This window comes from Motilibacter deserti (assembly GCF_011250635.1).
In the GTDB taxonomy this organism is placed as follows: Bacteria; Actinomycetota; Actinomycetes; order Motilibacterales; family Motilibacteraceae; genus Motilibacter_A; species Motilibacter_A deserti.
Map to the genome: position 1 here is coordinate 437496 of NZ_JAANNP010000002.1, position 20325 is coordinate 457820.

Sequence of the window (20325 nt, forward strand, 5' to 3'; positions counted from 1 at the left end):
CGCCGTCCCGGGTCGATGCGCCGTGTCACGCGCACCGTCGCCGCGCCGGAGGGGCTCGGCATCGACGTGCTGAGCGTGCCCGTCGGGTCCGAGCTCGAGCTCGACCTCCGGCTCGAGGCGGTCATGGAGGGCGTCCTCGTCTCCGGGTCCGCGCACGCCGCCCTCGCCGGCGAGTGCGTGCGCTGCCTCGAGCCGCTCGAGCAGGACATCGAGGTGGACGTCCAGGAGCTGTTCGCCTACCCCGAGTCCTCCTCCGCCGAGGCCGACGAGGACGAAGTGCGGCTGCTCGAGGGCGACCTGCTCGACGTCGAGCCGGTCGTGCGCGACGCGATCGTGCTCGCCCTGCCGCTGCAGCCGGTGTGCTCGGAGGACTGCCCTGGGCTGTGCTCGGAGTGCGGGGCCCGCCTCGCCGACGAGCCGGGCCACGGCCACGACGTCGTCGACGCGCGCTGGGCCGCGCTCGGCGGGCTGCTCGACGCCGACGGCTCGGAGCAGGACGGCCCGGAGCAGGACGTCCCGAGCGGCCCGAGCGGCAGGGACGTCCCGGCCGGCTCCGGCACCCCAGACCAGGACGGCTCGCACGGCGGGCCGGCCGAACGGCGCTAGCGCCGACCGCACCACCTCCACCGATCGGCAATAATGCTGGTCGGCGACCACGCAAGTGGCAAGCCCCGTACCGCAGGACCGAGGAGTAGATCGTGGCCGTCCCGAAGCGCCGGATGTCGCGCAGCAACACCCGTTCCCGGCGCGCGCAGTGGAAGGCGGCGCCGATCACGCTCGCCACGTGCGACCGCTGCCGCTCGCCGCACCTGCCGCACACGGCGTGCCCGACCTGCGGCACGTACGCCCGTCGGCCCGTCCTCGACGTCTGAGCCGCTCTCCCGTGTCGGCACCGAGGCCGGTGCCGGACCCCTCGGCGCTCGCCCAGCGCCTCGGTGTCGCCTACGACCCCGAGGTGCTGGAGCGGGCGCTGACGCACCGGTCCTACGCCTACGAGAACGGCGGGCTGCCGACCAACGAGCGGCTCGAGTTCCTCGGCGACGCGGTGCTGGGGCTCGTCGTCACCGACACGCTCTACCGCGCGCACCCCGACCTGCCTGAGGGGCAGCTGGCCAAGCTGCGCGCCGCGGTCGTCAACATGCGCGCGCTCGCCGACGTCGGCCGCCGGCTGGACGTCGGCCCGCACCTGCGCCTCGGCCGCGGTGAGGAGGCCACCGGCGGGCGCGACAAGTCCTCGATCCTGGCCGACACCGTCGAGGCGCTCATCGGCGCGGCCTACATCTGCTGCGGGCTGGACGAGGCGACCGCCCTCGTGCACCGCCTCGTGGACCCGCTCATCGAGCAGGCCGCCGTGCTCGGCGCGGGCCTGGACTGGAAGACCTCCCTGCAGGAGCTGTCCGCCAGCCAGGGGCTGGGGGCGCCGGAGTACGTCATCACCGACACCGGGCCCGACCACTCCAAGACCTTCCGCGCCGTCGTCCGGCTCGCGGGGCAGGAGCGCGGCGAGGGGATCGGCCGCAGCAAGAAGGAGGCCGAGCAGGAGGCCGCCGCGGCCGCCTGGGCCGCGCTGCGTACGCCGTCCGCGCCCCACGGCTCGAACGGCGGCCCAGTCGGCGGCCCCGTCGGCGGCTCCCTCGGGACGGCCTCCGACGCCCCGGCTGCGCCCGCGTCCTGACGCCGCTCCCGCCCGCATGCCCGAGCTGCCCGAGGTCGAGGTCGTACGCCGCGGCCTTGCCGCCCACGTCGCCGGCCGGACCGTGCGCGAGGCCGCGGTGCTGCACCCGCGGGCCGTGCGCCGGCACGCGGCCGGGCCGCAGGACTTCGCCGACCGCCTCGTCGGGGCGCGGCTCGCCGAGCCGCAGCGGCGCGGGAAGTTCCTCTGGGTGCCGCTCGAGCGCCCCGACGACGGGCCGCCGGCCGACGAGGCCCTGGTCGCCCACCTCGGGATGAGCGGGCAGCTGCTCGTCCAGCCCGAGGACGCTCCCGCCGAGACCCACCTGCGGGCGCGCGTGCGGTTCGCCGACGGCGGCCCCGAGCTGCGCTTCGTCGACCAACGGACTTTCGGCGGGCTCGCCGTCGACCCGCTCACCGCCGACGCCGTGCCCGCCCCGGTCGCCCACATCGCCCGCGACCCGCTGGACCCCGCCTTCGACGACGCCGCGTTCGTCGCGGGGCTGCGCCGCCGGCGTACGGGCCTCAAGCGGGCCCTGCTGGACCAGACGCTGGTCTCCGGCATCGGCAACATCTACGCCGACGAGGCGCTCTGGGCCGCCCGCCTGCACTACGCCCGTCCGACCGAGACGACCACGCGCCGAGAGGCCGCCACCCTGCTGGCCGCCGTCCGGGACGTCATGGCCGCCGCGCTCGAGCAGGGCGGGACGTCGTTCGACGCGCTCTACGTCAACGTCAACGGCGAGAGCGGCTACTTCGACCGCTCGCTGCACGCCTACGGCCAGGCCGGCCGCGCCTGCGCCCGGTGCGGGACGTTGATCCGGCGCGACGCCTTCATGGGCCGGTCGTCCTTCAGCTGCCCCGCGTGCCAGCGCGTCCCGCGCCGGCCGCACTGGTGACGCCGGGCGGCACGCCGCGACGCGGCCCCGGCATGCCCCGTCCCCGCGCGTCGCGGCTCCGTCGCGTGGGCCGGGCCGGCGGGCGGGGCTTGCTTCCTCGACCCCGTGAGTGAAAATCGTCACGCAAGCGTGACCTCCCGTTGACTGGGGTAGGAGGCGGTGAGACGCTTGAAGCCCGCCCAGAAGCGCGCGAGCTCGTTCGCGCGCCTGGAGCCGGACGCGAGGATCTGTCGAAGATTCGTGCGGACCATCTGTGCGAAGCGTGGAGGACCGGTATGGCGAAGGCGCTCTTCGGGCACGTGGGCGGCCCCGACGCCCGCATCCTCGGCGAGGTGCGCCAGCTGCGCGAGCGCGTACGCGACCTCGAGTCGCAGGTGCTCCGGCTGCAGAACGAGAAGGACGCCCTGGCCGAGATGATCGAGCAGGGTGCACTGCTGGCACCCTCGACGGGGCTCGAGTCCCTCGAGTCGGCGGAGAAGGAGCCGGCACTGGCCTAGCGCCTGTCGTACGCCCCGAGCCGGTCGCGCGTCGCGCGGCTGGCTCGTTGCGTTTCCCGGGCTGTTCGTTCTGCCGGACCGTTCGGTCTGGTCGAGAGCCCGTCCACAGCCGGGGCGCGCTGCGCGCTCCCGGGCGCCTGCGTCGGCTAGCGTCGTTGCCGCTCGACCACGGCTCTGCGAGGAGGCTCGCCCGGTGCATCTCAAGAGCCTGACGCTGAAGGGCTTCAAGTCCTTCGCGTCGGCCACCACCCTGCGCTTCGAGCCGGGCATCACCGCGGTCGTCGGGCCGAACGGGTCCGGCAAGTCCAACGTGGTGGACGCGCTCGCGTGGGTGATGGGGGAGCAGGGGGCCAAGAGCCTGCGCGGCGGGAAGATGGAGGACGTCATCTTCGCCGGCACCTCCGGCCGCGCCCCGCTCGGCCGCGCCGAGGTCAGCCTGACGATCGACAACACCGACGGCGCGCTGCCGATCGACTACACCGAGGTCACCATCACGCGGACCCTGTTCCGCAACGGCGGGTCCGAGTACGCGATCAACGGCTCCGGCTGCCGCCTGCTGGACGTGCAGGAGCTGCTCTCGGACTCCGGGATCGGCCGCGAGATGCACGTCATCGTCGGGCAGGGGCAGCTGGACGCGGTCCTGTCCGCCACGCCCGAGGACCGCCGGGGGTTCATCGAGGAGGCCGCAGGCGTCCTCAAGCACCGCAAGCGCAAGGAGAAGGCCCTCCGCAAGCTCGACGCGATGCAGGCCAATCTGGCGCGTGTGCAGGACCTCACGGCCGAGCTGCGCCGGCAGCTCAAGCCGCTGGGCCGGCAGGCGGAGGCGGCGCGCCGGGCCCAGGTCGTGCAGGCCGACGCCCGGGACGCCCGGCTCCGGCTGCTCGCCGACGACCTCGTGCAGGCGACGGCCCGGCTCGAGGCGGACGTCGCCGACGAGGAGGCGCTGGCCGAGCGGCGGGCGCAGGCCGAGCTCGCCCTGCAGCAGGCCCGGAGCCAGGAGGCCGAGCTCGAGGCTGCCATCGAGGCCGAGGCGCCGCAGCTCGCGCGGGTGCAGGAGGCGTGGTACGCGCTGTCCGCCGTCCGCGAGCGGCTGCGCGGCACCGCCGGGCTGGCCGCCGAGCGGCTGCGTCACCTCGCCGCCGAGCAGGACGAGCGCCCGGGGGAGGGCCGGGACCCCGATGAGATGGAGCGTCAGGCCGCCAGGGTGCGGGCCGACGAGAGCGAGCTGGCGGCCCGCGCTCAGCAGGAGGCCCAGCGGCTGGCCGAGGTCGTGAGCGGGCTGCGCGCGGCCGAGCAGGCGCTCGCCGCCGAGGAGAAGGCGCTGGCGGCGGCCGTCCGTGCCCGGGCCGACCGCCGCGAGGGGCTCGCCCGGCTCGCCGGCCAGCTCGCCGCGGCCCGGAGCAAGCTCGAGGCGGCCGAGGCGGAGACGGGGCGGCTGACAGCGGCGCGTGACGAGGCCGGCGCGCGCGCCGAGCAGGCGCGGGCGAGGTTCGCCGAGGTCGAGACCCAGGTCGCGGGGCTCGACGAGGGCGAGGAGGGGCTCGACGCCGCGCACGAGGAAGCCGAGGCGGTGCTCGTGGCGGCCGCCGAGCGGGTCGAGGCCCTGGTCGCCCAGGAGCGCGAGGCCGAGCGGGAGCGGTCGGCGCTCGCGGCCCGGCTGGAGGCGCTCTCGCTGAGCCTGGCCGCCAAGGACGGGGCCGTCGCGCTGCTCGGCGCGGACGGGGCGGCGCCGGCGGAGGGAGTGCTCGGGACCGCTGCCGCGATGATCGAGGTACGCCCCGGCTACGAGGCGGCGATCGCCGCCGCGCTCGGGGCGGCCGCCGAGGCCGTCGTCGTCGAGGGGCTCGCCGGGGCCATCGGGGCGGTCGAGCGGCTGCGCGCCGACGACAGCGGCCGGGCAGGCCTGCTGGTGGCGGACACCGCGCCCGCCGACGGGACGGGCGGGCCGGCCCCGGTCGCAGCGGTGGACGCGGCAAGGCCCCTGGGCTCAGCGCCGGTGGGCGCGGCAGCGCTCGTGGACGTGCCGGAGCGGTTGCGCGGTGCTGTCGGCGCGCTCCTCGCCGACGTCGTGGTGGTCGACTCGCCGGCCGCCGCGGCCGCCGTCGTCGCCGAGCATCCGAGGGCCACCGCCGTGACGCGAGACGGCGACGTCTTCCGCGTCGGGCTGGTCACCGGCGGCTCGGCTGGTGCGCCGAGCCAGCTCGAGGTGCAGGCGGCGGTCGACGAGGCGGCCCGGCGGCTCGCCGAGGTGACGCACGACGGGGAGCGCCTGCGGTTCGCGTTGAGCGCGGCCCGCCAGGAGCGCTCCGCCGCCCAGGAGCAGGTCGACGCCGCCCTCGCTCGCCTGCACGAGTCCGACGCCCGGATGGCGGCCGTCGCCGAGGAGCTCGGCCAGCTCGGGAGCGCGGCCCGCGCCGCGGCGGCGGAGGCCGAGCGCCTCGGGCGCCAGCTGCAGGCGGCGCAGGAGCGGCTCGGCCCGGCCCGCGAGACCGTCGACCAGCTCGCCGAGCGCCTCGCCGCGGCCGAGTCCGCGCCCGACGAGGGCGAGCCGAGCCCGGAGGAGCGCGACCGCCTCCGTGAGCAGTGCGCGCTCGCGCGCCGCTCGGAGATGGAGGCCCGGCTCGCGGTGCGTACCGCCGAGGAGCGGGTCAAGGCGCTGTCCGGCCGGGCCGACGCGCTGGAGCGGGGCGCGCGCCAGGAGCGGCAGGCCCGCGCCCGTGCGGCCGCGCGCCGCGAGCAGCGCGAGCGCGAGGCGGTCGTCGCGACGGCCGTCCTCACCGGGGCCGAGACCGTCCTGGCGCACGTGGACGCCTCGATCGAGCAGGTGTCGTCCGAGCGGAACGCCGCTGAGCGGGCCCGCGCCGCGCGGGCGGAGGAGCTGAGCCGCGCCCGCGCCGCCGCCCGCGCCCTCGCGAAGGAGTTCGAGGACCTGGTCGACACGGCGCACCGCGACGAGGTGGCCCGGGCCGAGCAGCGGCTACGGGTCGAGCAGATGCGCCAGCGGGCGGTCGACGAGCTCGGGGTCGAGCCTGACGTGCTCGTCGAGGAGTTCGGCCCGCACAACCCCGTCCCGCCGTCGCCGCCGGCTCCGGACGACCCGGAGCCCGAGGAGGAGCCGCAGCCCCGGGCGTACGTCCGGGCCGAGCAGGAGAAGCGCCTGCGCGCGGCCGAGCGCGGGCTGGCCCAGCTCGGCAAGGTCAACCCCCTGGCCCTGGAGGAGTTCGCCGCGCTCGAGGAGCGGCACCGCTTCCTCGTGACGCAGCTGGAGGACCTCAAGGCGACGCGGCGCGACCTGCTCGAGATCGTCCGCGAGGTCGACGACCGCGTGCAGGCGGTGTTCGCCGAGGCCTACGCCGACACCGCGCGCGAGTTCGAGGGTGTGTTCTCCCGGCTCTTCCCCGGCGGCGAGGGCCGGCTCGTGCTGACGGACCCCGACGACATGCTGACGACCGGGATCGAGGTCGAGGCACGGCCTCCCGGGAAGAAGGTCAAGCGGCTCTCGCTGCTGTCCGGCGGGGAGCGCTCGTTGACCGCCGTCGCGCTGCTCGTGGCCATCTTCAAGGCCCGCCCGAGCCCGTTCTACGTGATGGACGAGGTCGAGGCCGCGCTCGACGACACCAACCTCGGCCGGCTGCTCGTCATCCTCGAGGAGCTGCGGGCGGCGAGCCAGCTGATCATCATCACGCACCAGAAGCGGACGATGGAGATCGCCGACGCGCTGTACGGCGTCACGATGCGGGGTGACGGCGTGACCACGGTCATCAGCCAGCGGCTGCGCGACGAGCCGGTGCGCCGAGGCGGCAGCGGCGGCAGCGGCGGGAGCGGCTCCAGGGGCGGCAGCGGGAGCGGCGGGAGCGCCGAGCAGGGGCGCGCAGAGGAGGGCCGCAGCGGGGACGAGGCTGTCGAGACCGTGCCGGCGTGACGTGCCGGGCGCAGGCCCGCGTGCCCTGGGCCGCCGTTGCACGCGCGGCCGCGAAACCTCGGGCCGCCGTGGCGAGGCTCACGCCGAGCGGCCGGAACGCCGGCGCGGCCCCGGCGCGTCGCTTCACGCAGAGGCGCCGCCGACCCTTCTCATGGAACGGGCGGCGCGCTCGCCCGGCCCGCACCCCGCTAGCGATCGAGGAACGATGTTCGCCTTCGTCCTGACCATGGCCGTCTCGGTGGTGCTCGGCGTCGCCGTCATCGGCTTCGTCGCCTATCCGCACCGTGGCCGCCGGGTGCCCGGCCCGGAGCCCGTCTCCGACGCGCTCGCCAAGGTCGGCTCCCGGCTCGCCGACGTCCTCGACCCCGAGGAGGAGCAGCCTCCCGGGCGCGACGGCCTCGTCGGTGCCTCCCACGCGACCGGGACGGCGCCGGGCACCGCGTCCCCGGGCGGCCGCGCCTCCTGACCCAGCGCGCGCAGGGGCAGAGCAGGGAGCCTCGCGAGGGGGAGGCCCGCCCCGTACCCCGATCTCCGTCTGAGAGGCTCCTGCCGTGGAATGGGTAGTCGCCGCCGTCGTCATCGCCGTCCTGGCCCTCGTGGCCGTCGTCGGGCTGGTGGTGCCCCGGCGCCGCCGGGAGATCCCGCCGGCGCCTCCGCGCCCCGGCGTCGACTACGCGCCCGGGGTGGGCGACGACGTCACCCTCCCGCGCGACACCCCGACCCGCACGGTCGAGGACGTCCCGCTGCCGCCGACCGTCGAGCTCGCGCCGACGCCCGAGGCGCCCGTCGTCCTGCCGCCGGAGCCGGTGGCGCCGCCGGCGCCCGAGATCGAGCGCCCGGCCCCCGTCGCGGGCCGGCTGGCCCGGCTGCGCGACCGGCTCTCCCGCTCCCAGACCAGCCTCGGGCGCGGCCTGCTGGCCCTGCTCTCCCGCGACACCCTCGACGAGGAGACGTGGGAGGAGGTCGAGGACACCCTGCTCACGGCCGACGTCGGCGTCGGGCCCACGCAGGAGCTGGTCGAGCGGCTGCGCACGCGCGTGCGCGTGCTGGGCACCCGGACGGCCGAGGACATGCGCCTCATGCTGCGCGAGGAGCTCGTCGAGCTGATCGGGCCGGGCATGGACCGGTCGCTCAAGACGGCTCGGCACCCCGACGGACGGCCGGCGGTCGTCCTCGTCGTCGGCGTCAACGGCACTGGCAAGACCACGACCGTCGGCAAGCTCGCCCGCGTCCTCGTCAGCGAGGAGCGCGACGTCGTGCTGGGCGCGGCCGACACGTTCCGCGCCGCGGCGGCCGACCAGCTGACGACGTGGGGCGAGCGCGTCGGGGTGCCGACCGTACGCGGTGCCGAGGGCGCGGACCCGGCCAGCGTGGCGTTCGACGCGCTCAAGCAGGGCACCGAGCTCGAGGCCGACGTCGTGCTGGTCGACACGGCCGGGCGGCTGCAGAACAAGGTCGGCCTCATGGACGAGCTGGGCAAGGTCAAGCGCGTCCTCGAGCGGCAGGGCCCGGTCGACGAGGTCCTGCTCGTGCTGGACGCCACGACCGGGCAGAACGGCCTGATCCAGGCCCGCGTCTTCTCCGAGGCCGTCGCCGTCTCCGGCATCGTGCTCACGAAGCTCGACGGCACGGCCAAGGGCGGCATCGTCGTGGCCGTGCAGCGCGAGCTGGGGGTGCCGGTCAAGCTCGTCGGGCTCGGCGAGGGCCCGGACGACCTGGCGCCGTTCGAGCCCGAGGCGTTCGTCGACGCGCTGCTCGCCTGAGCGCGCACGAGCCGCGAGAAAGCCGGTTCCCGACGGTTTGGCGAACCCGCTTCACGCAACGGAAACGTCCACAGCCGTGATGTCACAGGGCCGAAACGAGCGACGTCGCTCGCGTTAAAGGACGCCCAGCAGTCTCTCCCTCGTCAACGTTCCGACGACAGGGGAGCCTGTCTATGCCTCCGACTGGCGATACGGCCTGGGTGCTCACCAGCGCTTCGCTCGTTCTCTTGATGACCCCCGGACTCGCTCTGTTCTACGGCGGCATGGTCCGGAGCAAGACCGTCCTGAACATGATGATGATGAGCTTCGGCGCGCTCGGGCTCATCGGCGTCCTGTGGGTGCTCTACGGCTACTCGATGGCGTTCGGCAACGACGTCGGCGGCGGCCTGCTGGGTGACCCGTTCGAGTACCTCGGCCTCAAGGGCCTCATGACCTCGCCTGAGGACGCGCTGCCGAACACGGCGTTCGTCGGCTTCCAGGCGGTCTTCGCGATCATCACCGTCGCGCTCATCTCCGGCGCCATCGCCGACCGCGCGAAGTTCGGCTCGTGGATGGTCTTCGCCGGGATCTGGGCGACCATCGTCTACTTCCCGGTGGCGCACTGGGTCTTCGCGTTCGACAACGAGGACGCGGGCGTGGTCGGCGGCTGGATCGCCAACAAGCTCGAGGCCCTCGACTTCGCCGGCGGCACCGCGGTCCACATCAACGCCGGTGCGGCGGGCCTCGCCCTCGCGCTCGTGCTGGGCAAGCGCCGCAGCTGGCCGAAGGAGCGGATGCGCCCGCACAACCTTCCGCTGGTCATGCTCGGTGCCGGCCTGCTGTGGTTCGGCTGGTTCGGCTTCAACGCCGGGTCCGCCCTCGGCGCCAACAACCTGGCCGCCGTGGCGTGGATCAACACCCTCGCCGCCACCTGTGCGGCCATCTGCGGCTGGCTGCTCACCGAGAAGATCCGCGACGGCCACGCCACGTCGCTGGGCGCCGCGTCCGGTGTCGTCGCCGGCCTCGTCGCCATCACCCCGGCCTGCGCCGTCCTCAGCCCGGTCGGCTCGCTGATCCTCGGCTTCATCGCCGGTGGCGCCTGCGCCCTGGCCGTCGGCCTGAAGTACCGCTTCGGCTACGACGACTCGCTCGACGTCGTCGGCGTTCACCTCGTGGGCGGCCTCATCGGCACCATCGCCATCGGCTTCCTGGCGACCGACACGGCTCCCGGCTTCGAGGGCGGCGAGAGCCTCTTCTTCGGCGGCAGCGTGGACCAGCTCGGCAAGCAGGTCGTGGGCGCCGTCGCGGTGCTCGCGTACTCCTTCGTCATCACCTACGTCCTCGGGCTCATCATCCAGAAGACGATCGGCTTCCGTGTCTCCGAGGAGGACGAGGTCGCCGGCGTCGACATCACGACGCACGCCGAGTCCGCGTACGACATCGCCAGCTCGATCGGCGGCTCCGGCTCGGCCGGCAGCCTGGCCAAGCAGAGCACCCCCCAGCACGAGAGGGTCTGACACATGAAGCTCGTGACAGCGATCCTCAAGCCGTTCAAGCTCGACGACGTGAAGTCGGCGCTGGAGACCTTCGGCGTCCACGGCCTGACGGTCTCCGAGGCCAACGGCTACGGCCGGCAGAAGGGCCACACCGAGGTCTACCGCGGTGCCGAGTACACCGTCGACCTCGTCCCGAAGGTGCGCGTCGAGGTCCTCGTCGACGACGCCGACGCGGACGACGTCGTGGAGGTCATCGTGAAGAGCGCGCAGACCGGTCGCATCGGCGACGGCAAGGTCTGGGTCGTCCCGGTGGACGCGGTCGTCCGGGTCCGCACCGGGGAGCGCGGCGCCGAGGCGCTCTGAGGTGGCCGCGAGCAGCGCGCGATCCACGGGGGCACCGGTACCGACGCCTCGCACGCCTGCGGAGCTGACGACCGCGCGACGCGCGCTGCTCTCCCGGCCCGGGCCGCCCTCCGCGGCCCGGCGCCGGGCGCTCAGCGACCTGACCGACAGCTGGCTCCAGTGGTTGTACGCCGAAGCCGTCCCCGCGACCGAGGGCGTCGCCCTCGTCGCGGTGGGCGGCTTCGGCCGGGCCTCCCTGTCTCCCTACAGCGACCTCGACCTCGTCCTGCTCCACGACGGGCACCGCGGCGACGACGAGGTGGCCAGGGTCGCCGAGGCCCTCTGGTACCCCATCTGGGACGCCGGCCTCCGCCTCGACTACTCCGTCCGCACCCCCGGCGAGGCCCGGCGGGTGGCGGCGGAGGACCTCTCGGTCCTGCTCGGCCTGCTCGACCTGCGCGTCGTCATCGGGGACGCGGCGCTCGCCACCCGGCTGCGGACCGCCGTCCTCGACGACTGGCGCGGCAGCGCCCGCAGCCGCCTGGGAGACCTGCTCGAGGCCTGCCGGGAGCGGTGGCGGCGCTCCGGCGAAGCGGCGTTCCTGCTCGAGCCCGAGCTCAAGGAGGGCCGCGGCGGGCTGCGCGACGTCGTCGCCCTCCGCGCAGTGGCCGCTTCCTGGGTCGCGGACCGGCCCCACGGCGACCTCGACGGCGCGACCGAGCGCCTGCTCGACGTCCGCGACGCCCTGCACACCGTCAGCGGCCGGGCGCTCGACCGTCTGCTCCTGCAGGAGCAGGACGCTGTCGCCAGCGCCCTCGGCCTCGCCGACGCCGACTCCGTCCTCCGGGTGGTCTCCGACGCCGCCCGCACCATCTCGTACGCCGGGGACACCACGTGGCGCCGGGTGGAGCAGCTGCTCGCCCCCCGCAAGCGCACCCCGCGCATCGGCACCCGCCGCCCGCCGCGGCCCCGCGCGCTCGCGCCGGGGCTCGCGGAGCACGAGGGCGAGCTCGTCCTCTCGCGCGACGGCGGCGTGGAGGCCGACCCTCTGCTCCCGCTGCGTGCGGCCGCGGTCGCCGCGCAGGCCGGGCTCCCGCTCTCGCCGGGCACCGCGGACCGGCTGGCCCGCGAGTGCCCCCCGCTGCCCGACCCCTGGCCCGCGGCCGCCCGGGACGCGCTCGTCGCCCTGCTCGGCGCCGGGCCGGGCGCCGTCCGGGTGTGGGAGGCGCTCGACCAGTCCGGCCTCGTCGTGCGGCTGCTGCCCGAGTGGGCCGCCGTGCGCAACCGGCCGCAGCGCACCGCCGTCCACCGCTGGACCGTGGACCGGCACAGCGTCGAGACCTGTGTGCAGGCCGCCGCGCTCGCCCGGCGGGTGTCCCGGCCGGACCTGCTGCTCGTCGCCGCGCTGCTGCACGACATCGGCAAGGGCCGGCGCCGCGGCGACCACGCGCGCGAGGGCGCGCGCATCGCCGAGCCCGTCGTCGCCCGGATGGGGTTCTCCCCGTCCGACGCGGCGACGATCACGATGCTCATCCGCGAGCACCTGCTGCTCGTCGAGACCGCGACCCGCCGCGACATCGACGACCCCACGACCGCGGCTCGCGTGGCCGAGACGCTCGGCTCGGTCGAGGCGCTCGACCTGCTCGCGACCCTGACCGAGGCCGACGCGCTCGCCGCCGGCCCGCAGGCCTGGACCGACTGGCGGGCCGGCCTCGTCGGCGAGCTCACCCGGCGGGCCCGCGCCCACATGCGCGGCGAGCCACCGCCCCCGGCGACCCCGATCACGGACGAGGAGCGCGAGCTGGTCGCCGCCGGCGAGCTCGCGGTGTCCGTACGCCCCGACGGCGGCGGCTGGGCCGTCACCGTCGTCGCGCCCGACCGGCGCGGCCTGCTCGCGACCGTGGCCGGCGTGCTTGCCGTGCACCGGCTCTCGGTGCGCTCGGCGACGCTGCGCACCGAGAACGGCGTCGCCGTCGACACCTGGTCCGTGGTGGCCGAGTTCGGCGACCCGCCCGCCCTCGACGCGCTGCGCGACGACATCGACCGCGCGCTCGAGCGCAGGCTGGACGTTGCCGGGCTGCTCGAGCGGCGCGAGGCGTCGCGGGCGCCGTCGCGCGGCCCCCGCGTACCTGCCCGGGTGGACATCGTCGACGACGCCTCGCACACCGCGACGGTGCTGGAGGTCCGCGCCTCGGACCGGCTCGGGCTGCTGCACAGGCTGGGCCGGGCGCTGTCCTTCGCCGGGGTCGACGTGCGCGCCGCGCGCGTGGCGACCCTCGGCGCGGAGGCTGTGGACGTGTTCTACGTGGTCGGCGACGACGGCGGGCCGCTCGCACCGGAGCGGGCGCGCGAGGTGGCGCGGGTGCTGCGGGACGTCGCGGGCTGAGGCGAGAGCGGGGGACCGGGCGCTCGCGCGGCTACGCTGAACGCGGGCCGGCGCCGCTCGCACGGTGGGGCGGGCCCGGCTTCGGCTTCTGGGCGACCTCGAATCGAGAAGGCAGGACCTCGCTCCCGTGTTCAACACCCTTCAGGACCGGCTGTCCGCGACGTTCAAGGGCCTGCGCGGCAAGGGCCGGCTGAGCGACTCCGACATCGACGCGGCCGCCCGGGAGCTGCGCGTCGCGCTGCTCGAGGCCGACGTCGCGCTGCCCGTCGTCCGCGAGTTCGTCGCGGCGGTCCGCGAGCGGGCCAAGAGCCCCGAGGTCCAGCAGTCGGTCAACCCGGCCCAGCGCGTCCTCGACATCGTCAACGAGGAGCTCATCGCGATCCTCGGCGGCGAGGCCCGCCGGATCCGGCTGGCCAAGACGCCGCCGACGGTGATCATGCTCGCCGGCCTGCAGGGCGCGGGCAAGACGACGCTCGCCGGCAAGCTCGCCCGCTGGCTGCGCGGCCAGGGCCACCAGCCGCTGCTCGTCGCCTGCGACCTGCAGCGCCCCAACGCCGTCAACCAGCTGCAGATCGTCGCCGAGCGCGCCGGCTCGGCCTTCTTCGGCCCGGAGCCGGGCAACGGCGTCGGCGACCCGGTCGACGTCGCGCGGCGCGCCGTGGCGTACGCCCGGGAGAAGCAGCACGACGTCGTCGTCGTCGACACCGCCGGCCGCCTCGGCATCGACGCCGAGCTCATGCAGCAGGCCGCGGACATCCGCGACGCCGTCAAGCCGGACGAGACGCTCTTCGTCGTCGACGCGATGATCGGTCAGGACGCGGTCGTGACCGCGCAGGCCTTCCTCGACGGCGTCGGCTTCGACGGCGTGGTGCTCACCAAGCTCGACGGTGACGCCCGCGGTGGTGCGGCCCTCTCCGTCGCCAAGGTCACCGGGCGCCAGGTGATGTTCGCCAGCAACGGCGAGAAGCTCGACGACTTCGACGTCTTCCACCCGGACCGCATGGCCTCGCGGATCCTCGACCTCGGCGACCTGCAGACCCTGCTCGAGGGCGCGGCGAAGGTCTTCGACCAGCAGCAGCAGGAGGACCTGACCAACAAGTTCCTGTCGGGTCAGGACTTCACGCTCGAGGACTTCCTCGGGCAGATGCAGCAGCTGCGCAAGATGGGCTCGATGTCGAAGATCTTCGGGATGCTCCCGGGCATGGGGCAGTTCCGCGAGCAGATCGAGTCGATCGACGAGCGCGAGCTCGACCGCACGCAGGCGATGATCCAGTCGATGACGCCGGCCGAGCGGCGCGACCCCAAGATCCTCAACGGGTCCCGGCGCGCCCGCATCGCCCGCGGCTCGGGCAGCTCGGTCTCGGCCGTCAACGACCTCATCCAGCGCTTCACCGAGGCGCAGAAGATGATGCGCTCGATGGCGTCCGGCGGCATGCCGGGGATGCCGGGGATGCCGGGGTTCGGGAAGAAGTCGCGCGGCAAGGCCCAGCAGCAGAAGAAGGGCAAGGGCGGCAAGCAGAGCCGCTCCGGCAACCCCGCCAAGCGCGCGCTCGAGGCCCAGCAGGCGGCCCAGCGCGCGGCGCAGGCCCCCGGGCTCGGGGCCGGGTCGCCGTTCGGCGGCGACGGGGCGGCGGCGCCCTTCGAGCTGCCGGCGGAGTTCAAGGGGCTGCTGCCTCCCGGCGGGCGCTGACCGTCCCCGCAGCCCGTCGCCCCGGCCGGGCTTGGGCTGCGCCGCGTACATCTGGCACAATCGACCGCTGGCACTGGTCCGCGCGCAGGCCCCTCTCGCCCGCGTCGGCCCACCGCACATGCAGGGCGCCCCGCCGTCGGTCCCCACCCGGGGTGTACGGCGCCCAACCCGCGTCCGACGAGGAGTCCTGCCCCCGTGGCTGTAAAGATCAAGCTGATGCGCATGGGCAAGATCCGTGCGCCGTACTACCGCATCGTCGTCGCCGACGCGCGCACCAAGCGCGACGGCCGCTTCATCGAGGCCATCGGCAAGTACCACCCGACCGAGGAGCCCTCGCTCATCGAGGTCGACAGCGAGCGTGCGCAGTACTGGCTCGGCGTCGGCGCGCAGCCGACCGAGCCCGTCGCGGCGATCCTGTCCAAGACCGGCGACTGGCAGAAGTTCAAGGGCCTGCCCTACGAGGAGGGCACGCTCAAGACCGCCGCTCCCCGCGTGGACAAGAAGGCCGTCTTCAACGAGGCCGCCAAGGCGACCGGTGGCGACACCGGCGGCGCCGCGACCACCCCGAAGGCGAAGAAGGCCAAGGACGAGGCTCCGCAGGCTGCGGACGCCGAGGTCGCCGGTGGCGGCGCCGCTGCGGGTGGCTCCGACGCCCCCGGTGAGGCGGTCGACCAGCCCGCCGAGGCCTGAGAGTGATCGAGGACGCCCTCGACCACCTGGTGCGCGGCATCGTCGACAACCCCGACGAGGTCCGCGTCGCCCGGCGGGAGGGCCGGCGCGGCCGGGTGCTCGAGGTGCGGGTGCACCCCGAGGACCTCGGCAAGGTGATCGGCCGCAACGGCCGGACCGCCACCGCGCTGCGCACCGTCGTGGGCGCGCTGTCCGGCGGCCGCTCCGTCCGCATCGACTTCCTCGATGTCGACGAGCGGCGCTGACCGCGTCGCAGCCTCGATGAGCGACACCGTCGAGCTGGTGGTCGGCCGTATCGGCCGGGCGCACGGCATCCGCGGCGACCTGATGGTCGAAGTACGCACCGACGACCCCGAGCTGCGCTTCGCAGCCGGGGCGTCGCTGCGTACGGACCCGGCCGCGCGCGGGCCGCTCGTCGTCGAGTCGGGGCGCGTCCACTCCGGCCGGCTGGTGCTGCACTTCGTCGGCGTGGACGACCGCACGCGCGCCGAGGAGCTGCGCAACACCCTGCTCCTCGTCGACGTCCCTCGCGACGAGGAGCCGGACGACCCGGACGAGTACTACGACCACCAGCTGATCGGCCTAGCCGCCGTGCTGCCTGGTGGCGAGACCGTGGGCGAGGTCACGGACGTGCTCCACCTGCCCGCGCAGGACGTCCTCGCCCTGCGCCGCCCCGACGGCCGCGAGGCGCTCGTCCCGTTCGTGACCGAGATCGTCCCCGAGGTCGACCTCGTGGCCGGGCGCGTCGTCGTCGACCCGCCGGCCGGGCTGCTGGACGACGTCCCCGAGGCCGACGAGGCCGACGGACCGGCCGGGCCGGACGGGGCCGACCCTGCCGCGACCGGCCCCGCCTAGCCGTGCGCATCGACGTCGTCACCGTCTTCCCGGACTACCTCGCCCCGCTGCAGCTGTCCCTGCTCGGCAAGGCGCAGGAGGCCGGGCGGCTCGAGGCCCACGTGCACGACCTGCGCGCCTTCACGACCGACCGGCACCGCAGCGTCGACGACACCCCCTACGGCGGTGGCGCGGGGATGGTCATGACCCCCGGCCCCTGGGGTGCCGCGCTCGACGCGGTGCTGGCGCAGGGCCCGGAGGGCGCACGCCCTCGGCTCGTGGTCCCGTCGCCGGCCGGGCGCGTCTTCACGCAGGACGTGGCCGCCGAGTACGCCGCAGACCCCTGGCTGGTCTTCGCCTGCGGGCGCTACGAGGGGATCGACGCGCGCGTGCTCGAGGACGCGCGCTCGCGCTACGACGTCGACGAGCTCTCCATCGGCGACTACGTGCTCTTCGGTGGCGAGGTAGCCGTCCTCGTGGTCGTCGAGGCCGTCGGGCGGCTGCTGCCGGGCGTCCTCGGCAACGCCGAGAGCCTTGCCGAGGAGTCGCACACCGGCGGCTTGCTCGAGGCCCCGACGTGGACCAAGCCGGCGCAGTGGCGCGGGCTGGGCGTGCCCGACGTCCTCGTCTCCGGCGACCACGCCCGTATCGCCCGCTGGCGCCGCGACGAGTCGCTGCGGCGTACCGCGTCGACACGTCCGGACCTGCTCGCCCGCCTCGACGTGGACGGGCTGGACCGCGCCGACCTGGCCGTCCTGGCCGCGCAGGGGTGGGAGCCGGCCGGGCCGAGGTTGGTCCGCAGCGCTGGGCGTGTGTCAAACTAGGTCGTCGCGCCACGAGGTCCGTCGGCCGCGCCCTGCCACAGGGGAGCGCTTGCCGGACGACGGACGGCGCCACCGGGCACGGCCGATCGACCCCGTCGACGGCCCGCCCACCGCGGAACCGACCGAGAGCTGCTGACACGCGGCCGCTCCACCGACGACACCGCAGGTGACCTGTGGCACCTGCAGGGAGACAGACATGCAAAAGCTGGACGTGCTCGACTCGGCCTCGCTGCGCACGGACGTGCCGGCGTTCGGACCCGGGGACACGCTCAAGGTCCACGTCCGCGTCGTCGAGGGCAACCGCTCTCGCGTGCAGGTCTTCCAGGGCGTCGTGATCCGCCGCCAGAACGGCGGCGTGCGCGAGACGTTCACCGTCCGCAAGGTCAGCTTCGGCACCGGCGTCGAGCGCACCTTCCCCGTGCACTCCCCGGTGATCGACAAGATCGAGGTCGTCACCCGTGGTGACGTCCGCCGCGCCAAGCTCTACTACCTGCGCGAGCTGCGCGGCAAGAAGGCCAAGATCAAGGAGAAGCGCGAGCCGGCCGGCTCGGGCCGCTGACTTCGCTGACGCAACGGGCCGCGGGCGCATGAGCACCACGGACTCGCGCGGGGGCGCTCCGGGCGAGGTCCCGGGGCCCCCGAACACGCCGGACGAGCTGGACAAGCCGCGGTCCGACGCGCCCCCGCCCGCGGGCGGGGGCGAGCCCCCGGCCGACGGGCCCGGCGGGGCCGGAGGCCCTGGCGACGCGCAGGGCCCCGACGGTCCGGCCGACCCCGCGCAGGACCCGGCTCCCCACCGGCGCCGGCGGCTCTCGGCGTGGGCGGAGATGCCCGTCCTCATCGGCATCGCGCTGATCCTGGCGATGCTCGTGAAGGCCTTCCTCGTCCAGGCCTTCTACATCCCCTCCGGCTCGATGGAGGAGACGCTGCGCGTCGGGGACCGCGTCCTGGTCGACAAGGTGTCCTACCGCTTCGGCGACATCGACCGCGGCGACATCGTCGTCTTCAACGGCGTGGACTCGTTCACACCCGAGGTCACCTACGACGAGCCGAGCAACCCGGTCTCCAAGGCGGTCCGGGCGGTCGGCAGTGCCATCGGCATCGCACCGCCGGACGAGCGCGACTTCATCAAGCGCGTCATCGGGCTCCCGGGCGACCGGGTGGCCTGCTGCGACTCCCAGCGCCGTGTGACGGTCAACGGGGTGCCGCTCGAGGAGGAGGACTACCTCTTCCCGGGCGACGACCCCTCGGACCAGCCGTTCGACGTCACCGTTCCCGAGGGCCGGCTGTGGGTCCTGGGCGACCACCGCAACGCCTCGGCCGACTCCCGCGCCCACCAGGGTGAGCCGGGCGGCGGGTTCGTCCCGATCGACAAGGTCATCGGCAAGGCGTTCGTGGTCGTATGGCCGTTCGGCCACTGGCGGACGCTCGGCACGCCCGAGACGTTCGAGCAGGCCGAGATCGACAACCGCGCGACCGGCCAGGGAGCCGACCTCGGCCGCTGACGGCGACGGAGTGGCGCGGTGGGAGCGGCCTGACGGCCTTCCGCCAGGCCAGTCGTGGCGCCGGTCGGCCAAAGGCCTGCTGGTCGCCGACGACGCCGTCCTCCTGCTGCACGTGTGCGACCCGACCGACCCCGAGCTCGGGGACTGGTGGGAGCTGCCCGGCGGCGGGCTCGAGGCCGGCGAGGACGAGCGTGACGCGGTCGTCCGTGAGGTCCGCGAGGAGACCGGGCTCGTGCTGAGCCGGTCGTCCGTGGGGCCGATCGCCTGGACCCGCTACGCCACCTTCCGCTGGCTGGGGCGCCGCCGGTGGCAGCGGGAGACCGTCCATCTGGTCATGCTGCCCGCCGACGCCCGGACCAGGCCCCTCGCCCCGACTCCCGAGGTCCCCGGCGCGTTGCTCGGGCTGGCCTGGCAGCCGCTCCTCGCTCTGCGCGCCCTGCGGACCTATCCCGGACGGCTCGCCGACCACGTTCCCGAGCTGCTCGCCGGGCGACACGTCGCCGAGGGCGTCGAACGGTGGAGCTGAGCACGGGGAGTCGCCCGGGTTAGCCTGCCTGCCATGCCCGCCAGCTCGCTCGTCCCGGCTCCGCGCGGCACCTCCGGACGGGGGGGAGGGCGCTCGCCGAAGCGCGTCGTCCGGGCGTCCACGCCCCCGAGCCTGCGGCTGGAGCGCTCGCTCTGGCGCGAGGGCGCCGGGCTGCTCGCGGCCATGGACGAGGTGGGCCGCGGTGCGCTCGCCGGCCCGGTCAGCGTGGGCGTGGTCCTGCTCTCGGCCGACTGCAAGCCGGGCCCGCAGGGGCTGCGCGACAGCAAGCTGCTCACCCACGAGGCGCGCACCGCCCTCGCCCCGCGCATCCGGCGCTGGGCGCCGGAAAGCGCAGTGGGACACGCCAGCGCGGCGGAGATCGACGCGTACGGCATCCTCGCCGCGCTGCGGCTGGCGGCCGAGCGGGCCGTCGCCGCCCTGCCGCGCCGTCCGGAGTGGGTGCTCCTCGACGGCAACCACAACTACCTGCGCCGGCCGTCGGCCCAGCTCTCGTTGGCCGACGCGCTGGAGGCCCCCGCGGGCCTCTATGCGCCGTCGGTGCCCGACGGTGGCTGGGCCTGCGAGGTTCCCGTCCGGACGGTCATCAAGGGCGACATGACCTGCTCGTCCATCGCTGCGGCGAGCATCCTCGCCAAGACCGAGCGCGACGCGATCATGGAGGAGCTGGCCCGCGAGCACCCGGCGTTCGGCTGGGAGCAGAATCGCGGCTACGCCACCCCCTGGCACACGGCCGCCGTCGCCGAGCACGGCGCGAGCGAGCAGCACCGCCGGTCCTGGCGGCTCCCGGGACGGGACGAGCCGGTCGAGGAGGAGATGCTCGACGAGTTCGACGAGGACGGCCCCGACGTGGCGTCGGACGAGGACGCGTCGGCGGTGGACAATGACCGGATCGTCGGGGCGGAGTGACGCCCCGTCCCCAAGCTGAGCGTGGGAGACCCGAAGTGAGCGCCGAGGACCTCGAGAAGTACGAGACCGAGATGGAGCTGCAGCTCTATCGGGAGTACCGCGACGTCGTCGGCCTCTTCACCTACGTCGTCGAGACCGAGCGCCGGTTCTACCTCACCAACTCCGTCGAGCTCACCCCGCGCAGCACCGAGGGCGGCGAGGTCTACTTCGAGGTGAGCATGGCCGACGCCTGGGTGTGGGACATGTACCGCCCGGCGCGGTTCGTGCGCAACGTGCGGGTGGTGACGTTCAAGGACGTCAACGTCGAGGAGCTGGCCAAGGCCGACCTCGAGCCGCCGTCGCCCAGCTGAGGCGTCGCTGAGGCCGCCGGTCCG

21 protein-coding genes are annotated in these 20325 nt (G+C 74.9%); all 21 read left to right on the forward strand.

Annotation, left to right across the window (positions count from 1 at the left end):
- The first annotated feature begins 15 nt into the window (after window positions 1-15).
- The 21 genes from G9H71_RS07010 (at window position 16) to G9H71_RS07110 (ending at window position 20301) form a co-directional block, all read left to right on the forward strand.
- Window positions 16-606: a YceD family protein gene (locus G9H71_RS07010; RefSeq protein WP_166280576.1), complete on the forward strand. Its 591-nt coding sequence runs from the start codon at window positions 16-18 to the stop codon at window positions 604-606.
- A gap of 92 nt (window positions 607-698) precedes the next feature.
- Entirely contained in the window at window positions 699-872 is a 174-nt protein-coding gene (gene rpmF / locus G9H71_RS07015; RefSeq protein WP_166280044.1) for a 50S ribosomal protein L32, read from the forward strand.
- 29 nt (window positions 873-901) lie between these two features.
- The gene (gene rnc, locus G9H71_RS07020) at window positions 902-1675 is read left to right on the forward strand and encodes a ribonuclease III (RefSeq protein WP_407939682.1); all 774 of its coding nucleotides are present in this window, start codon (window positions 902-904) and stop codon (window positions 1673-1675) included.
- Window positions 1676-1691: 16 nt separating this feature from the next.
- On the forward strand, window positions 1692-2570 hold the full coding sequence (mutM, locus tag G9H71_RS07025; RefSeq protein ID WP_166280050.1) for a bifunctional DNA-formamidopyrimidine glycosylase/DNA-(apurinic or apyrimidinic site) lyase: 879 nt from the start codon (window positions 1692-1694) through the stop codon (window positions 2568-2570).
- A 275-nt stretch (window positions 2571-2845) separates the two neighbouring features.
- Window positions 2846-3067, forward strand: a complete 222-nt coding sequence (locus tag G9H71_RS07030; RefSeq protein ID WP_166280053.1) for a hypothetical protein — start codon at window positions 2846-2848, stop codon at window positions 3065-3067.
- A 193-nt stretch (window positions 3068-3260) separates the two neighbouring features.
- Window positions 3261-6989 (forward strand): chromosome segregation protein SMC, encoded by a 3729-nt coding sequence (smc, locus tag G9H71_RS07035; RefSeq protein ID WP_331272804.1) that lies wholly within the window; start codon window positions 3261-3263, stop codon window positions 6987-6989.
- A gap of 205 nt (window positions 6990-7194) precedes the next feature.
- Window positions 7195-7455, forward strand: a complete 261-nt coding sequence (locus tag G9H71_RS07040) for a hypothetical protein (RefSeq protein WP_166280056.1) — start codon at window positions 7195-7197, stop codon at window positions 7453-7455.
- A gap of 85 nt (window positions 7456-7540) precedes the next feature.
- Window positions 7541-8752 (forward strand): signal recognition particle-docking protein FtsY, encoded by a 1212-nt coding sequence (gene ftsY, locus G9H71_RS07045; protein WP_166280059.1) that lies wholly within the window; start codon window positions 7541-7543, stop codon window positions 8750-8752.
- Between the two features lie 173 nt (window positions 8753-8925).
- Window positions 8926-10248, forward strand: a complete 1323-nt coding sequence (locus tag G9H71_RS07050) for an ammonium transporter (RefSeq protein ID WP_166280062.1) — start codon at window positions 8926-8928, stop codon at window positions 10246-10248.
- 3 nt (window positions 10249-10251) lie between these two features.
- Window positions 10252-10590 (forward strand): P-II family nitrogen regulator, encoded by a 339-nt coding sequence (locus tag G9H71_RS07055; protein ID WP_166280065.1) that lies wholly within the window; start codon window positions 10252-10254, stop codon window positions 10588-10590.
- 1 nt (window position 10591) lies between these two features.
- Complete coding sequence (locus G9H71_RS07060) at window positions 10592-12955, forward strand: [protein-PII] uridylyltransferase (protein ID WP_166280068.1); 2364 nt, start codon at window positions 10592-10594, stop codon at window positions 12953-12955.
- 127 nt (window positions 12956-13082) lie between these two features.
- A complete protein-coding gene (ffh, locus tag G9H71_RS07065) occupies window positions 13083-14645 on the forward strand; it encodes a signal recognition particle protein (RefSeq protein WP_166280071.1) in 1563 nt (520 codons plus the stop codon).
- A gap of 195 nt (window positions 14646-14840) precedes the next feature.
- Window positions 14841-15335 (forward strand): 30S ribosomal protein S16, encoded by a 495-nt coding sequence (rpsP, locus tag G9H71_RS07070; RefSeq protein WP_166280074.1) that lies wholly within the window; start codon window positions 14841-14843, stop codon window positions 15333-15335.
- 2 nt (window positions 15336-15337) lie between these two features.
- A complete protein-coding gene (locus tag G9H71_RS07075) occupies window positions 15338-15580 on the forward strand; it encodes an RNA-binding protein (RefSeq protein ID WP_166280077.1) in 243 nt (80 codons plus the stop codon).
- On the forward strand, window positions 15561-16190 hold the full coding sequence (gene rimM / locus G9H71_RS07080) for a ribosome maturation factor RimM (RefSeq protein WP_231134285.1): 630 nt from the start codon (window positions 15561-15563) through the stop codon (window positions 16188-16190). The genes G9H71_RS07075 and rimM overlap by 20 nt, the downstream gene beginning before the upstream one ends.
- Before the next feature lie 2 nt (window positions 16191-16192).
- Window positions 16193-16993: a tRNA (guanosine(37)-N1)-methyltransferase TrmD gene (gene trmD, locus G9H71_RS07085; RefSeq protein WP_166280080.1), complete on the forward strand. Its 801-nt coding sequence runs from the start codon at window positions 16193-16195 to the stop codon at window positions 16991-16993.
- Window positions 16994-17189: 196 nt separating this feature from the next.
- Window positions 17190-17552, forward strand: a complete 363-nt coding sequence (gene rplS / locus G9H71_RS07090) for a 50S ribosomal protein L19 (protein ID WP_166280083.1) — start codon at window positions 17190-17192, stop codon at window positions 17550-17552.
- 28 nt (window positions 17553-17580) lie between these two features.
- On the forward strand, window positions 17581-18498 hold the full coding sequence (lepB, locus tag G9H71_RS07095) for a signal peptidase I (protein ID WP_166280086.1): 918 nt from the start codon (window positions 17581-17583) through the stop codon (window positions 18496-18498).
- A 10-nt stretch (window positions 18499-18508) separates the two neighbouring features.
- On the forward strand, window positions 18509-19024 hold the full coding sequence (locus G9H71_RS07100) for an NUDIX domain-containing protein (RefSeq protein ID WP_166280089.1): 516 nt from the start codon (window positions 18509-18511) through the stop codon (window positions 19022-19024).
- Between the two features lie 33 nt (window positions 19025-19057).
- A complete protein-coding gene (locus G9H71_RS07105) occupies window positions 19058-19951 on the forward strand; it encodes a ribonuclease HII (protein ID WP_166280092.1) in 894 nt (297 codons plus the stop codon).
- A gap of 35 nt (window positions 19952-19986) precedes the next feature.
- Complete coding sequence (locus tag G9H71_RS07110; protein WP_166280095.1) at window positions 19987-20301, forward strand: DUF2469 domain-containing protein; 315 nt, start codon at window positions 19987-19989, stop codon at window positions 20299-20301.
- Window positions 20302-20325 lie beyond the last annotated feature (24 nt).